At 71.7% G+C, this 15,894-nt stretch carries 11 protein-coding genes; all 11 read right to left on the minus strand.

Annotation, left to right across the window (positions count from 1 at the left end):
• Window positions 1–44 precede the first annotated feature (44 nt).
• Window positions 45–1,403 carry a VWA domain-containing protein gene (locus ACIO1C_RS07390; RefSeq protein WP_401859556.1) on the minus strand — a complete coding sequence of 453 codons (1,359 nt, stop codon included), beginning with the start codon at window positions 1,401–1,403 and terminating at the stop codon, window positions 45–47.
• Between the two features lie 48 nt (window positions 1,404–1,451).
• Complete coding sequence (locus tag ACIO1C_RS07395; RefSeq protein ID WP_401859558.1) at window positions 1,452–3,080, minus strand: protein phosphatase 2C domain-containing protein; 1,629 nt, start codon at window positions 3,078–3,080, stop codon at window positions 1,452–1,454.
• Window positions 3,081–3,083: 3 nt separating this feature from the next.
• Entirely contained in the window at window positions 3,084–5,960 is a 2,877-nt protein-coding gene (locus ACIO1C_RS07400) for a tetratricopeptide repeat protein (protein ID WP_401859560.1), read from the minus strand.
• A gap of 121 nt (window positions 5,961–6,081) precedes the next feature.
• Window positions 6,082–7,434, minus strand: a complete 1,353-nt coding sequence (locus ACIO1C_RS07405) for a hypothetical protein (RefSeq protein ID WP_401859562.1) — start codon at window positions 7,432–7,434, stop codon at window positions 6,082–6,084.
• Between the two features lie 81 nt (window positions 7,435–7,515).
• Window positions 7,516–8,574 (minus strand): glutamate ABC transporter substrate-binding protein, encoded by a 1,059-nt coding sequence (locus ACIO1C_RS07410; RefSeq protein ID WP_401859564.1) that lies wholly within the window; start codon window positions 8,572–8,574, stop codon window positions 7,516–7,518.
• A 20-nt stretch (window positions 8,575–8,594) separates the two neighbouring features.
• Entirely contained in the window at window positions 8,595–10,031 is a 1,437-nt protein-coding gene (locus ACIO1C_RS07415) for a hypothetical protein (RefSeq protein ID WP_401859565.1), read from the minus strand.
• Between the two features lie 305 nt (window positions 10,032–10,336).
• Window positions 10,337–11,353, minus strand: coding sequence for an N-acetylglucosamine kinase (locus tag ACIO1C_RS07420; protein WP_401859567.1), 1,017 nt, complete (start codon window positions 11,351–11,353; stop codon window positions 10,337–10,339).
• Entirely contained in the window at window positions 11,350–12,615 is a 1,266-nt protein-coding gene (locus ACIO1C_RS07425; protein ID WP_401859569.1) for a 6-phospho-beta-glucosidase, read from the minus strand. The genes ACIO1C_RS07420 and ACIO1C_RS07425 overlap by 4 nt, the downstream gene beginning before the upstream one ends.
• A 5-nt stretch (window positions 12,616–12,620) precedes the next feature.
• Window positions 12,621–13,526 (minus strand): carbohydrate ABC transporter permease, encoded by a 906-nt coding sequence (locus ACIO1C_RS07430; RefSeq protein ID WP_401859570.1) that lies wholly within the window; start codon window positions 13,524–13,526, stop codon window positions 12,621–12,623.
• A gap of 1 nt (window position 13,527) precedes the next feature.
• Window positions 13,528–14,526 carry a carbohydrate ABC transporter permease gene (locus ACIO1C_RS07435; RefSeq protein WP_401859572.1) on the minus strand — a complete coding sequence of 333 codons (999 nt, stop codon included), beginning with the start codon at window positions 14,524–14,526 and terminating at the stop codon, window positions 13,528–13,530.
• An 11-nt stretch (window positions 14,527–14,537) separates the two neighbouring features.
• Window positions 14,538–15,884, minus strand: a complete 1,347-nt coding sequence (locus ACIO1C_RS07440) for an ABC transporter substrate-binding protein (protein ID WP_401859574.1) — start codon at window positions 15,882–15,884, stop codon at window positions 14,538–14,540.
• Window positions 15,885–15,894 lie beyond the last annotated feature (10 nt).

The following is a 15,894-nucleotide window of genomic DNA, read 5'->3' on the forward strand; positions in this document are numbered from 1 at the left end:
ACCGCTGGTTCCCGGGCGGTACCGCTCGGCGCCGCCAGGTCGCGCTACTTCTTGACACGAACCGTCTTGGTGGAGCGGGTCTCGAGGGTCATCTCGTCCGCTTCCGCGACTTTCGCCTTCAGTCGCACAGTACCGCTCGCTTCGTCGACGACGTCCACCACCTTCGAAAGCAGTTTCGCCGTATCCGCGTTCCCGGAGAAGGCGGCGAGCTGCACGGCGCGGCCCAGTTTCGCCGTCGCCCCGTCCAGATCGCCCATCTTCCGTGCGCTCAGCCCCTGTTGGATGACCTGCGCCAGCTCGGCCTGCCCGGTGTAGTGGGCGACCTGTGGATTGATGGACGTGGAGGCCTCCATGTCGTCCGTCCACACCGCCCGTACCAGCCCTTGGGACAGCACCTCGGGAGAGCCGCCGTCCGGAGCCGGGATGATGAGCGAGACGCGTGCGGCCAGCATCTCCCTGCCTATCCCGGCCTCCGGGACCCGTACGCACACGTGGTAGTCGCGGGACTCGTCGCCCCAGGAACCGGTCGGGTAGTCGCCGGCCCGGGGGCCCGCTTCCGTACGCCGGTCCGTGAGCTGCTCGACCCGGGGCGCGACCTGCTTGACAAACGCGATCTCCACCCCGACCGGCGTCCACAGCCGCAGCGCCACGTCCGCGACCTCCTTGCCCATCGCGTTCGCCATCATCTGCGTGAAGTCCGCGGCCAGTCCGGCGGGGTCGGCGACGATGTCGGAGGTGCCGAGCAGCGCCGACGCGATGCCGGTGACCTCCTTCACCTCCCAGTCCGTCCCCACGCCCCGGGCGTCGCAGGTGAAACGGCCGCCGCAGTCGTCCAGCGCCGACTTGAGGGCCTCGGCCGACTCGTGTTCGTTCCGGCCGTCGGTGAGGAGGATGCCGTGGCGGATGGAGACCTCGGCGGAGTTCAGCAGCCGGTCCGCCAGCCGCAGCCAGGTGCTGATCGCCGTGCCGCCGCCCGCGTTCAGCCGGCGCAGCGCCTGCTTCGCCTCTTCCCTCGACCGCGCGTCGGCGACGGCCAGCTTGCCGTTGCCCGGGTAGACCTCTTTCGCCAGGTGCGTACCGGCGATCACCGCGAAGGCGACTCCGTCGCGCAGGGTGTCCACGGCGGCGGCCGTCGCGTCGCGCGCGTTGCGCATCTTCGTCGGCGGGTACTCCATCGACCCCGAGCAGTCGACCATGATCACCACGGCCGCGTCGGGGCTGCTGCCGGGCACCGCCGAAGGGCCGGCCGAGGCGCCGAGCAGCGGGACCCGGCCCGAGGTGCCGCCGCCCGTGGAGGTGACGGTGACGATGGCGTTGACCTCGCGGCCGCCCTCGGGCAGGTATTCGTTCTGGTACACGTCGACCGAGAATTGCGGCACGTTCGACTTGGAGAAGTTGGCCATCGCGTTTCGCTCCTTGACGCTCCACAGACCGGAACAAGAGAAGGGGGATCAGGGGAGGACGGGGGCCTTTTCGTACGCGGATCCTGCCCCTTGCCTCGGTACGGCGAACGGCACCAGGGCCACCGTTACGTTGTCGTGGCCCCCTCCGTCGAGCGCGTGCCCGACCAGGACCCGTGCGGCGTGCAGCGGCCGGACCGCCGCGTCGGCGGGCAGGACCCTGGCCATGTCGTCGGCGCCCTCGGCGTAGTTCCACAGCCCGTCCGTGCAGACCACCACGACGCCGGGGCGGTCCGGTTTGAACGACGCGGTGTGCGGTTCCAGTTCGTACGCGTCGGCGCCGAGCCATCCCGTGATGGCGTGGGCGCGCTCGTCCGCGTACGCCTCCGCCTCGTTCATCAGGCCCGCCGCGACCATCTGCGCGGCCCACGAGTCGTCCTCGGTGAGGCGGGCCGGGGGGCCGCTGCGGTCGTCGGGGACCCAGTACGCCCTGCTGTCGCCGATCCAGCCGACGACCAGCAGTCCGCTCGCGACGACGGCGCCGACGATGGTGCACGCGGGGGCGTTCTGATGGCGGTGCGGCTCGTGCTCCGACGCCCGGCCGGGCTCCGGGGCCAGCGAGTTGACCGCCTCGGCGGCGGCGACGATCGCTTCGTGCATCGCCTGCTGCGGGTGGGTGCCGCGCGGCAGGGCGGCCAGCAGCGACTCGTTGGCGCAGGCCGCGGCGGCGGCCGAGGCCTCGTCGGGGCGGGTCGCGGAGGACACGCCGTCGCAGACGATGGCCACGACGGCGGGGGAGGCGTCGGGCAGGGCCGCCGCGGACACGGCGAACGCGTCCTCGTTGCGGTGGTGGCGCAGGCCCCGGTCGCTGACCGCCGCCACCGTCCCCAACTCCTGCTCCATGTGGTCGCGTTCGCGCGGCTGGGCGTGGCCGCAGTTCTCGCAGTAGCCGTCAAGGTCCACGCGGCCGGCGCGGCAGGCGACGCAGAGCTTCGCGCCGGGCGCGGGGGACGCGGTACGGGGGTCCCCGGCGGGGCTCCCGGCCGGGGCGCCCGCGCCCGGCGCGTCGGACCGTACGGGCGGGTGGGGCGCGGGCAGCTCGAAGTCGCCCGCGTGCGGGGCCGTGCCGGCGGCCGGGGGTGACAGCGGCGCACCGCTTCCGTGCGGGGGCGGGGCCTGCGCGCTCGCGGGCGCGGCGGGCGGTGTCGGTGGTACGGGCGGGTGGGCGGCGGCGGGCTGTTGGGCCGGCCGCGGTGGTACGGGGGGGTGGGCGGCCACGGAGGGTCCCGGCTGCCGGGGTCCGGCCGGAGGCGCGGGCGGGTGGACCGACAGGGGTGTGCCCGTCGAGTCCAGGCCCGGCAGCTCGCTGGGCACGTGGACGGGGGCGGGTACGTTCGAGCTGTCCGTCTCGGCGGCCGGCGGCCACGCGACGGCGCCCGCGGGACCACCACCGGCAGGTGCGCTCCCGACGGGACCGCTGCCGACAGGTGTGCCGCCCCCGGGGCCGGCGCCGACCGGGCCGCCGTTCAGGGCGACCGTCGGGCGGTCACCGCCGCCCGTGCCCGTGGCCACGGCCGACAGGTCGTACCCGCACGCCCCGCAGAACAGGTCGCCGGGCTCCAGCGGATCCCCGCAGCCGGGGCAGGTCGGGCCATCGGTCGACCGGTGCATCTGCGCCATCACTCACACCCACGTCCGGGGGCGGAAACGGTTGGCCCGCTCCACCAGTTCGATCCTCTCCTCGCCGCGCTGAGCGAGCCGGGCGAGTACCCGGTACGAGCGTTCCAGCCCGAAACGCAGGCCGCGCTCGTCCAGCGCGCTGCCGAGCAGCACGGCCGGGCCGGGGCGGCCCCCGGGACTACCGGAGAGTACCCAGTCCAGAGCCGTGCCCAGTACCTCCGTCGACAACTGTTCACGCCGCACCGCGTCCAGGTCGAACTGCTGGAGCGCCGAAACCTGCCGTGCCGCCGCCGACAGATCGTCGATCAGGGCCGGTTCCGCGCCCGCGCCCGAGGTGGGTCCCCGGTCCGGTACGGCCACGTCACGCTCGCGCAGCCGGGCCCGTACGGCCGCGACGCGCGCCGCCGTGTAGTGGATCGACGCCTCGGGGACGGACTCCAGGGTCCGTACGGCCGAGGCCCGGTCACCGGCGGCCAACTGCACCCTGGCCAGGCCGAACGCGGCGCTGACATAGCTCGGGTCGGTCGTCCAGACCAGGCGGTAGTACTCGGCGGCGTTGTCGAGCTGGCCGAGCACCTCGGCGCAGACCCCCAGCGCCAGCTTGGGCGCGGGCTCGCCGGGGAACGCGTCGTAGATGGCGTCGTACGACAGCGCCGCGCTCTCGTGGTCACCGGTGGCCAGGGCGAACAGGCCGCGATACCAGACGATCCGCCAGTCGTCGGGGTGCTCCGCCTCCAGCGCGCGCAGCGCCTCACCGGCGGGGACCAGGTCGTTCATCTCCAGCCGGGCCCGCAGCTCGCGCAGCCGCCGCTCCACGGTGTCGGCCGGGGCCGACGCCAGCGCGGAAATGAGTTCGGCGGGGGCGGCGGCCATCAGGCTCGCCAGGAACCCCGCGTTCGGGTCGTTCGGGTCGACCCGGGGGACGGGCAGCGCGAGCGCGGTCGCGGTCGCGTCCATGACGGCGAGGCGCGGTCCCCGCGCGGGGCCCCCGTTCACGTGCGCGGCCACCACCGCGCCCTGTCCCTGACCGGCGCCAGGGCCGTACGCGGCGTAGGCCTGTCCCGCGGGCGGTGCGGAAACCGGACCCGGGCCGTAGGCCGGGGCCTGGGCCCCGAGCGGCAGGGGTGCCGGGGCCTCGCCCTGGCCCTGGCCCGGGATCGGCAGGGCCGAGCCGTGGCCCTGGCCCGGGCCGTACGCCGGGAGTTGGCCCGGGGCGGGGGCCTGGGCCGAGGCGTACGCGGGGGACCGGACCCGGTCCGGGATCTGGGCCGGGATCTGGGCCGTGGGGCCCGGGGCGCCGGAAAGCGCGGCCGGTGCTTCCCTGTCCGGCAAGGGCTCCGTACGGCGGCCCTTCCGGCGCGCCGCCCGGCCCCCGGTCGCCGCGGCACGGCCGCCCAGGCGGGACACGTCCTCCGCCGGCTGGGCGAACAGCTCCGTGTCCGTGACCCGTACCTCCGTGCCGAACAGCGTCGACAGCGCCGGGCGCGGGCGCCCCGTCTGGAGCGCCACGACCTCCCGCAGCACCCCCGTCAGCTGCTCCGCCATCTCCAGCGCCGAGGAGAACCGGCGCGCCGGGTCCGGGTCCGTCGCCCGGACCAGCAGGCGGTAGAAGGACTCGTACGTACGGAAGACCTCGATGGTGCCCGGGTCCGGCAGGGAGTCCACGAACACGTTGGTGTAGCCGTGGAAGTCGAAGGTCAGCACCGCGAGCGTGCGCGCCACCGTGTACAGGTCCGAGGCGACCGACGGGCCCGTCTCCGCCACCTCCGGCGCCTGGTACCCGACGGTGCCGTAGATCGCCGACTCGTCGTCGTCCACCCGGCGGACCGCGCCCATGTCGATGAGCTTGAGCTGGTTCTCGGTCTGGATCGCGTTGTCGACCTTGAAGTCGCAGTACAGCAGGTTCCGGCTGTGCAGGTGGCCGAGCGCCTCCAGCGCCTCGATGCCGTACGCGCACGCCTGCTCCACCGGCAGCGGATCACGCTGGCCGGTGCCCGTGCGCCGCTCGTTGGCGATCTCCTTGAGCGATTTCCCGCCCACGTACTCCATGACGATGTAGCCGTCCATGGAGCCGGTCCGCTGGTCGAGGTGCTCCACGAAGTTGTAGATGCGGACGATGTTGGAGTGCTCGATCTCGGCGAGGAAGCGCCGCTCGGAGATCGCCGCCTCCATCGCGTCTTGGTCGCCCGTGTCCAGCAGGCCCTTGAGGACCACCCAGCGGTCCGAGACGGCGCGGTCGATCGCCAGGTAGACCCACCCCAGACCGCCGTGCGCCAGGCAGCCCTTGACCTCGTACTGCCCGTGCACCACATCGCCCCGGGTCAGCTTCGGCACGAACGAGTACGGGTGGCCGCACTTGGTGCAGAACCCTTCCGTACGGCCCGGCCGGTCACCGCGCGAACGCCCCACCGGCGCGCCGCAGTCGGAACGCGAGCAGAACCGCTTGCGCTCCGGCACCTCCGCGTTCTCCATCACCGCGGCCTGCGGGTCGGGACGCGGGACGTCCGGTACGGAGACCAGCCCGGCGCCCAGCCTGCCGCGCCCCGAGGCCGAGGAGGACACACCGGAGCTGCGGACCGACACCGACCGGCCGGTCGTCGCCGTGCCCGACTGCGCCAGGGAGAGCCGGCCGGACACCGAGCGGCGGGAGGTGGCGGAGCGCGAGGAGGCCCGGGAGGAGGCGCGCGAGGACGAACTGCCGCGCACGGAGCGCCCGCTGACCCGGCCGCCGCCCGTGACGCCCGTGGCCGGCGAGGACAGCTCGCCGCGCGCGCCCACCACCGGGGCGAGACCGCAGGTGTCGCAGTACAGCTCACCGCCGCCCATGTCCTCGTACGAGCCCTCGCACCCGGGGCGCTGGCATGTGCCCGTCCCGCTCATCGGTCCCCTCCTGTCCGTGTCCCTGTCGCCGGGTCTGTCGCCGGATCTGTCGCCGGGTCTGTCTGCGGATCGCCCGGTCGCGCCGGCCCCGCTGCTGTCTTCATTGTCCTCCTGGTGCGGCTCACGGCCGCCCCCCGCTGTCCGCCGGGCCCGGGGCGCGCGGGACCAGGAGGTCCGCCGCCGCCTGCTGGTAGCGCAGGACGGCCTGCTCGGCGACCCGCAGGTCGCAGGGCGCGCTCCACAGCATCCGGCGGGCCGCGTCGTACCGCTCGATCAGCAGCGGGTCCTCCGCCATGCCGTGCCGGGCGACCTTGGCCTTGTACGCGTCGAGCCGCCCGCGCAGCTCCGCCCGGACCGCGAGCGGCTGCGTGACGGCGGTCAACGACTCGCGGGCCCGCAGCAGTTCGTCCTCGGCCTCGCGCTCCAGCGACTCCAGCAGGGGGGAGAGCCGGTGCCACTGGGCGTGCCTGCGGTACTCGGCGGCGGTCGACAGCCGTTCGTGGAGGACGGTCGGCGGGCCGCTGACCGCGGGCACCTCCGACGCGGCGATCTTCGCGAGCACCTCGCCACGCGCGGCGCGGGCCTCGGTCAGCGTGCGGTCCGCGCGCGACACGACGTCACGCAGCCGCATCAGCCGCTCCTCCGAGTCCTGGCGCACCGCCAGGACCGCCTCGATCTCCCGCCGTACGTCCTCCAGCGCGCGGGCCGCCCGGTCGTACCGCTCGGTGTCGGGCCGGCCTCCGCCGGGGGCCGAACTTCCGGACGCGGGCCGCCAGAAGCCCAGCGGGTCGGACACCACCTGGGCGCGCAGGGCGGTCAGTTCGTGCGTGATCGACTCCAGGTCATCCCCGGCGGGGTGTTCCCCCGGCCGTACGCCCACCGAGTGCGCGAGCGACAGCGTGCGCCGCAGCTCGGCGGAGAGCAGGTCGATCCGGGCGGGCAGCGCGGACCACACCGAGTCGGCGGCCACGACCATGTCGAGCGAGCGCGCGTACAGCTCGTTCATCCGGGTGACCAGCTCCGCGAGCGTGAAGCGCTCGGAGAGCTTGGCGGGGCCGGTGATGGACGACGGCGGCTGGTGTTCCGCCGGCCCGGCGAGGGCGGCCGGCCCCGAGAGCGTGACGCTGCTGCCGCGCAGTGTCTCGGTCAGCTCCACCAGATCGTCGCGGTTCGGCCAGCGCCGCCGGGCGCGGGCGTCACGGGCACCGCTCAGGGCCGCGCTGTAGGCGTCGAAGTACGTCCAGAGCAGGGTGATCGACTGCTCGGTCGCGGCCCAGCGGTCCTTCGTGACGCCGGTGAGCGCGGCCCCTTCGAGGAGCCTGCGGCCCGCGTGGTCCTGGAGGGCGAGGAGGGAGGTCTCGATGGCTTCGTGCTCGGCCTCCAGGCGCGCCAGCGCACGGTCGGCCTCGTCCCGGTCCATCACCGGTCCCGGTGGCACTCCCCTGGAGTCGGGGATGGAGTCCGCGCCGCCCATCGATCACCTCTCCGCTCGCTCGTGTCCTGCCGAACTCCGTGTCGGAACACCGCACATCCCGGGGCCGCCCGCGCGGCCCCGCTACCCGTTCCTGTACTTGGCCGCGGGCGGCGCGGTGATCCCCGGCAGCCCCGCCGCCAGCCACTTCCGGTACGAGGTCATCCAGGGGCTGTTCTCCCCACCGGCGCGATACCCCACCAGCACCTCGTTCACCCGGCGGACCAGGTCGTCGTTCCCGAGCTTGGCCGCGACGCCGTAGTACTCCGTGGTGAACGGCTTGCCCGTCAGCTCGACCGTCGGGTCCTGCGCGGCCTGGCCGGCGGCGAGCGCGTTGTCCGTCACCACCGCGTCGACCTCGCCCAGCTGGAGCCGGACCAGGCAGTCGAGCTGGTTGGGGACCGTCAACAGGTCCTCGTCACCCGGCTTTCCGTCGTTCTTGTCCTGGTAGATCGCGCCGAAGGACTCCGCCTTCAGCGCTTCGTACGCCGTCGAGCCCTCCGCCGTGCAGACTCGCTTCCCGGCCAGTGACTTGTCGCGCCCGGTGATCGTCGAGCCCTTGGGGGCGAGCACCTGCTGGCCCGCCTGGAAGTAGGCGGTGGAGAAGGCGACCTGCTTGATCCGGTTGCAGTTGATCGTCATCGTCCTGACGACCAGATCCACCGTGCCCTTCTCCAACGCAGGCACCCGCTGGTTGGTGGGGATCGCGAGGAAGATGATCGCGTCGGGGCTGCCCAGGATGTCGTTGGCGATCGCCCGCGCGAGATCGATGTCGAAGCCCTGGATCTTGTTCGACTCCGGGTCGCGGTACCCCCAGCGGTAGCTGTTCTGGTCGACGCCCACGACCAGTTTCTTCCGGGCCTTGATCCGCTCGATCGTCGGTCCGTCGGCGCTGGAGGGCGGCAGGCTGGCTTCCGGCTCCGAGCAGTCCTCCGCGGCGGCGGACACGCCGGTGACCACGCGCTGGGCCGCCTGGTCCGGTCCCTTCTCCGACGTGCTGTGGGCGAGCGGCAGCAGGGTGAGCGACGCGGTCAGCACACAGGCCGTGGCCATGGCGGTGACGCCGCCCCAGCCACGGAGCCTGCCCCAGCGACGGAGCCCGCGGGCCTCGCGAAGCCCGCCGGACCGGCGGAGCCTGTCCATGGAAGTCATCCCTCCGCCTCTCACCGGTACTCCGAAAGCCTGCGGCCTATGCCCAGGATCGCGCCCACCGCGCCGAGCAGTGCCAGGACCCCGGCCCCGACGGCCAGTCCCGTCAGCGCGCTCCTGCCGTCCGCGGCGGAGGCGCCGAACTCCACCTGTTCGTGCGCGATCGCCTTCTCCAGGGCCGCGTCCACCTGGTCGAAGCACTCACCGGTGGATCCCTCGGCACCGATCACCATCGCCAGCGCGAGTTCGTAGTCACCGGCCTTGTCCGTGGCACTGGCCGACCTGTGGCGCTGCCGCCACTCGTCGGCGGAGGCGATGGCGTCGGCCACCGGCTTGACGCCCGAGCTGTCGTCGGCCAGGCCCTTCGCCCGGTCGAGCGCGGTGGTGAGCCTCGCCATGCCCGAGGTGTAGTCCGTCTCGTACTTGTCGTCGCCGTCCGCCGTGAGGACCGCGCCCCGCGCCACCAGCGTGAGGTTCTCGTTCGCCCGGGCCTTGAGCGAGTTGATCCGCGCGTCGTTCAGGACCGCGAGCGACTCCTGCCCGTGCACCTGCGCGTTGTTCAGCTCGGTCCGCGCGACCGTGTGTCCCACGGCCAGCCAGAGCAGGATGACGGTGGACGCGGCGGTCGCCGCGAGCAGGCCGTGGTTGAACAGCCGGTTCGTACGCCGATAGTTGCGCCGCTGCGCCCAGAACAGCACCGCGAAGGCCAGCACGCCCAGCGCGAGGGAGACGAACGGCCACACCCGCGCGTCGTTGTTGTCCCGGTCGAGCCTGGCCGTCTCCTCCGCGTACAGCTTCTCGGCCGCCGGCAGCAGCTCACTCGTCATCTGCTGGTTCGCGTACCGCAGATAGGCGCCGCCCAGCGGCAGCCCCTGGCGGTTGTTCGCCCGGGCGCGCTCTATCAGACCGGTGTACCGGGGGAGGGCCTCGTTGAGCGTCGCTATCTGGCGGGCCGAGTCGCCGCCGCCGGAACCGCCGGTGTTGGCCGCGGCCTTGACCAGCAGCCGGGACGCCGTCTCTATGTCCTTCTGATACCGCGCCAGGTCCTCGGGCCGCTCCTGCGCGCCCGCCAGGAAGCCCGTCGCCGCGGCCGTGTCCGCGTCGGCCAGCGAGCGGTATATGTTCGCCGCGTCCGCGCTCAGCGGCTGACTGCGGGTCACCACGTCGTCGGCGGCGGCGAAGCGGTCGGAGACCTCCCAGGCCGTCACCGCGCCGAAGGCCACGACCAGCAGGGCCAGCGCGGCCCCGATGATCCGCAGCCGCCCGGGCTCCGTCGTCGCGGAAGCGCGCAGGCGCTCCACGGTCTCGGCCCACGCGCCGTGCGGTGCGGGCGACGGAGACGCTGGGTATGTCACGTGACCTCCCCCTGGGTCAGTTGGACGGCGGTGGCTCACCCCCTTGCGAGCCCGGGAACCCCTCCCGACCAGCAGTATGGCCGCAGGGACGGACATTGGCAGCAGCCTTGACGCGATCTTGTACGGATCGCGTCGGGCCGGTGAGTGCCCGCGCCTGTCCGGCTTCCCACCATGAATACGCCGCGCACGCTTGATCGGTTCCCGTTCCGGGGCGTTCGTGGGTGTTCGTGGCGATCATCCGCCAAGTGCCCGAAGGGCGCGGGCTCCAGGGCCGTGAATCAGGGCCGTGAATCAGGCCCGTGAATCAGGCCCGTGAATCAGGGCCGTGAATCAGGGCCGTAAAAACGACGGTGCCGCCGCCGGGAGGATCCCCGGCGGCGGCACCTGCCCGGCACCACACCTCACACGAAGTGCTCACCCAGCCGCACATGCGCCTCCGCGCTCGCCCCCACGTGGTCGAGACCCAGCAGAGCGGCCCCCAGCACCGGCGGCGCCGTGACCACCTCCACATACGCCTTCGGCGCCTTCGCCGCGAGCCGCTCCGCGATCCCGTCGTCCAGCTGCGGATGACGCGCCGCCAGCACACTGCCGCCGAGGAGCACCGGCGCCTCCTCGCCCAGCAGATCGAGCTTGCCGAGCGCGACCGTCGACAGCGCCACGACCTCCTCCGCCAGCCGGTCCACGAGCGACCGGGCGACCGGGTCGCCCGCCGCGCTCGTCGCGAACAGCACCGGCGCCAGCTCGTGCCGCCGCGCGTAGGGGATGTGCCCCCGGTGCAGCGCCTCGATCAGGTCGTACATCGTCGCCAGCCCGAAGTGCCCCGGCAGGGTCCGTACCAGCTCCGTCGGCTCGCCCCGGCCGTCCTCGGCCCTGGCGCCGTAGTACAGCGCCTCCTCCGCGAGCCCCGAACCGCCGCCCCAGTCACCGGAGATGCGCCCGAGCGCGGGGAACCGCGCCGTACGCCCGTCCGGCAGCATGCCGACGCAGTTGATGCCCGCGCCGCACACGACGGCCACGCCCCGTGGCGCGGCGCCGCTCGGCAGTCCGGCCCGCAGTATCGCGAAGGTGTCGTTGCGCACGTCGGTCGTACGCCCCCACCCCCGCGCCTGCACGGCCTCCGCCAACTCCCGCTCCTCCACGGGCAGGTCGGCGTTGGCCAGACACGCCGACACATGGTCGGCGAAGTCCAGCCCCGGCAGCCCCGCCGCCGCCGCGGCCTCGGCGATCGCCACCGCCAGGATGTCGATCGCCGCCTCGATCCCGACGACCGGCGGCTGGAAGCCGCCCCCGCGGGCCGTGCCCAGCACCGAACCGTCGGCGCCGATCACGGCCACATCGGTCTTGCTGTTCCCGGCGTCGACGGCGAGGACGCTGCCGCGCCCCGCCGCCGGGCCGGCCGTGCCCGTACCCGTGCTCATGCCCACGCGAGGTGCTCCCGGTTGTGCGCGATCAGCTGGTCGGTGAGCGCCTCGGCGTACTCGTACTGCCCGATCAGCGGATGCGACAGCAGCGCCTTGAAGACGCGCTCGCGCCCCCCGTGCAGCGCCGCCTGGAGCGCGAGATCCTCGTACGCCGTGACGTTCGCGATCAGCCCCGAGTACAGCGGGTCCAGCTTCGGCACCGCGAGCGGCACCGCGCCGGACGTGCCGACCTTCGCCTGGACCTCGATGACCGCGTTGTCGGGCAGGAACGGCAGCGTGCCGTTGTTGTACGTGTTCACCACCTGCACCGGACTGCCGCCGCCCCGCAGCAGCGACGCCGCCAGGTCCACCGCGGCCTCCGAGTAGAAGGCGCCGCCGCGCTTGGCGAGCAGCTCCGGCTTCTCGTCCAGGGACGGGTCGCCGTACATCTCCAGCAGCTGCTTCTCCATCGCCGCCACCTCGGAGGCGCGCGACGGCTTCGTCCGCAACTCCCGTACGACGGCGTCGTGCTGGTAGTAGTACCGCAGGTAGTACGAGGGGACGACGCCGAGCCGCTCGACGATCTCGCGCGGCATGTGCAGGTCCTCCGCCACCGCCGTCGCGTGCTCGGACAGCAGCTTGGGCAGCAGGTTCTCGCCCTCGGGCCCGCCCAGGCGCACCCCCAGCTCCCACGTGAGGTGGTTGAGCCCCACGTGGTCCAGGTAGACCTCGGACGGCGCGACGTCCAGCAGCGCGGCGAACTTGCGCTGGAAGCCGATGGCCACGTTGCACAGCCCGACGGCCTTGTGCCCGGCCTCCAGCAGCGCGCGGGTCACGATCCCCACCGGGTTGGTGAAGTCGATGATCCACGCGTCGGGGTTGGTACGGCGCACCCGCTCGGCGATGTCGAGCACCACCGGCACCGTGCGCAGCGCCTTGGCGAGCCCCCCGGCGCCCGTCGTCTCCTGTCCGACGCAGCCGCACTCCAGCGGCCACGTCTCGTCCTGGTTGCGCGCGGCCTGTCCGCCGACCCGCAGCTGGAGCAGTACGGCGTCGGCGCCCTCCACCCCGGCGTCCAGGTCGGACGTGGTGGTGATGCGCCCCGGGTGGCCGAGCTTGGCGAAGATGCGCCGGGCCAGGCCCCCGACCAGTTCGAGCCGGTCGGCCGACGGGTCGATCAGTACGAGTTCCTCGATCGGCAGGGTGTCCCTCAGCCGTGCGAATCCGTCGATGAGTTCGGGTGTGTAGGTCGATCCTCCGCCTACCACTGCGAGCTTCATGGTTCTCAGCCCTTTACTCCGGTGAGCGTGACGCCTTCAACGAAGGCCTTTTGTGCGAAGAAGAACACGATGATGACCGGGGCCATCACCAGCAGGGTTGCCGCCATGGTCAGGTTCCAGTTGACCGAGTGCGCGCTCTTGAAGGATTCCAGCCCGTAACTCAGTGTCCAGGCACCCGGGTTCTGCGCGGCGTAGATCTGCGGGCCGAAGTAGTCGTTCCAGCAGTAGAAGAACTGGAAGAGGGCGACGGCCGCGATGCCGGGCTTGGCCATCGGTACGACGATCTTCAGCAGCGTGCGCAGTTCGCCGCAACCGTCGACCTTCGCCGACTCGATGTACTCCTGCGGGATGGTGAGCAGGAACTGCCGCAGCAGGAAGATCGAGTACGCGTCGCCGAACGCCATCGGGATGATGAGCGGCCACAGCGAGCCCGACAGGTGGAACTGCTGCGCCCACACCAGGTACATCGGGATGATGATGACCTGCGGCGGCAGCATCATCGTGGAGATGACGAGGATCATGGCCGTACGGCGGCCCCGGAAGCGGAACTTGGCGAGGGCGTACGCGACCGGGACCGACGAACAGACCGTGAAGACGGTGCCCAGCACGGCGTACACCAGCGAGTTGCGCCACCAGGTCAGGAAGCCCGGCGTGTGGAACACCGTCGAGTAGTTCGACCAGTGCCACGAGGTCGGCCACAGGTCGCCGCTCAGCGCCTGCCCGTCGCTCATCACCGAGGTGAGGAAGACGAACACGAACGGCAGGATGAAGAAGAGCGCCAGCGCGAGCGCGACGGAGTGGACCGCTATCCAGTTCAGGATCCGCTTGCGGCGGTGCCGGGCGGCGTCGGGTCCGCGGTCGCGGGTCCGCCCGGCGGCGGCGGGTGGCGCGGTCAGGGTCGTGGTGGTCATCTCAGTCCTCCGCCGGGATGAGGCCGACGCTCTTGCGCATCAGCAGCAGGGTGACGGCCATGGCGATGGCGAAGAGCACGAGTGAGAGCACACATGCCGCGCCGGTGTTGAAGTTCTGGAAGCCCAGCGAGTAGACGAGCTGCGGGACGGTCAGGGTCGAGTGGTCGGGGTAGCCGGGCTGGATCACCGTGCCGGGCCCGATGGAGACACCCGACGCGAGCTTCCCGGCGACCAGGGCCTGCGTGTAGTACTGCATCGTCTGTACGACCCCGGTGACCACGGCGAACAGCACGATCGGGGTGATCGCCGGCCAGGTGACGTAACGGAACTTCGACCAGGCTCCCGCGCCGTCGAGATCGGCGGCCTCGTACTGCTCCTTGGGCACGTCCAGCAGCGAGGCCATGAAGATGACCATCAGATCGCCGATGCCCCACACGGAGAGCAGCACCAGCGACGGCTTCGACCAGCTGGGGTCGTTGAACCAGTTCGGGCCGTGCAGGCCGATCCAGCCCAGCATCTCGTTGACCGGGCCCGTGGACGGGTTCAGCAGGAAGACGAAGGCCACGGTCGCGGCGACCGGCGGTGCCAGGTACGGGATGTAGAAGGCCGTACGGAACAGGCCGACGCCCGTCTTGATCTTCGTCACCAGCAGGCCGATACCCAGGCCGAAGGCCACCCGCAGGGCGACCATCACGACAACCAGCCACATCGTGTTCCACAGCGCGGGACCGAAGAGCGGCATCTGCTGGAACACGTACTTCCAGTTCCGCAGCCCCACGAAGTCCGGGGACTTGATCTGGTTGTAGTGCATGAACGAGAAGTAGACGGTGGCGATCAGCGGATAGGCGAAGAAGACCGAGAAACCGATCAGCCACGGGGACAGGAAGCCCAGGACGCGCATCCGGTCGCGGTTCTGCTTGCGGCGCAGCGGGGTGTTGCGCGGTGCCCCGGCCGCCCCGGACCTGGCGGCTTTCGCCGAGGTGGTGAGTGACAGTGCCATGACCCGGCTCCTCAGTTTTCCGACTGGACGTTGTCGGCGTCGATCTGGTCGTCGAGTTCCTTCAGAGCGCCGGGCAGGTCTTTGAGCGGTGTCCTGCCCGACTCGACGGACTGCGAGAAGTCACCGAACGAGTTGATGTACTGACCGCCGTTGTTGGACGGCGGGACCGCCTGGCTGTACGGGTTCTGGGCGATCTTGAGGAATTCCTGGAACGCCGGGTCCTGGTCCAGCTTCGGGGACTTGAGGGCCTCGTTCGTGGACGGCACGTTGTGGATCGCGTTGGCGAAGCTGACCACCGAGTCGGTGTCGACCGTCAGGAACTTCACCAGCTCCCACGCGGCGTTCTGGTGCATGCTGCTGTGCGCGATCCCGGCGACGGTGCCGGTCAGGTAGCCGCGCCCGTACGTGTCCGCCTGGTCGTCCGGTACGGGCAGCGGCGCCACGCCCCAGTCGAACTTCGCCTTCTCGTCGTCCAGCATCAGCCCGCGCCACTCACCGTCCAGGTGCATGGCGAGCTTGCCGTTCAGGAAGGCGTTGCCGTTGGAGTACTCGTCGCCGAAGGTCTGGCGCAGCCGCTCCATGGCCGCGTACCCGCCCTGCGCGTCCGCGATGGACTTCATCGTCGTGAAGAAGTCCGCGGTCTTCGGCTCGTCGGCGAGCTGAGCCTTGCCCTTGCTGTCGAAGTACTTGGGGCCCCACTGCGCGAACATCCGGTCCGGCGCGTTCTGGTAGAGCTGGTAGTTCGGCATGAAGCCGGCGCGCTTGATCGAGCCGTCCTTGTTCTTCTCGGTCAGCTTGACCGCGTCGGCCTTCAGCTCGGACATCGTCCGGGGCGGCGAGGCGATCCCGGCGGCCTTGAACGCGTCCTTGTTGTAGTACATGCCGAACGCGTCCGCGAGCAGCGGCACCGCGCACTGGACGCCCTGGTACTGGGTGTAGTCCAGCAGCGTCTTCGGGAAGATCTTCGCCTTGTCGATCCCGCTCTTCTTGAAGAAGGGGTCGAGGTCCACCCACATGTCGGACGAGCAGTACTGGCCGACGTTGTTGGTGGTGAACGACGTCACCACGTCGGGAGCCTTGCTGCCGCCGGCGCGCAGCGCCTGGTTGATCGTCTCGTCGCCGACGTTGCCGGTGGAGACGACCTTGATGTTCGGGTGGAGCTTCTCGAAGCGGGCGATGTTCGCGTTGATCGCCTTCACCTCGCCGGGCGCCGACCAGCCGTGCCAGAACTTCAGCGTGACCGGTTTGGTCGGGTCGTCGGTGTCGCTCCCGGTGCTCGGATTCGCGCAGCCGGACAACAGCAGCGCCGATGCGGCGAGCGCCGCGGACACGCAGGTGCGTATACGCCATCGCGCCATGGCGGACTTC

Source organism: Streptomyces sp. NPDC087420 (genome assembly GCF_044744165.1).
In the GTDB taxonomy this organism is placed as follows: domain Bacteria; phylum Actinomycetota; class Actinomycetes; order Streptomycetales; family Streptomycetaceae; genus Streptomyces.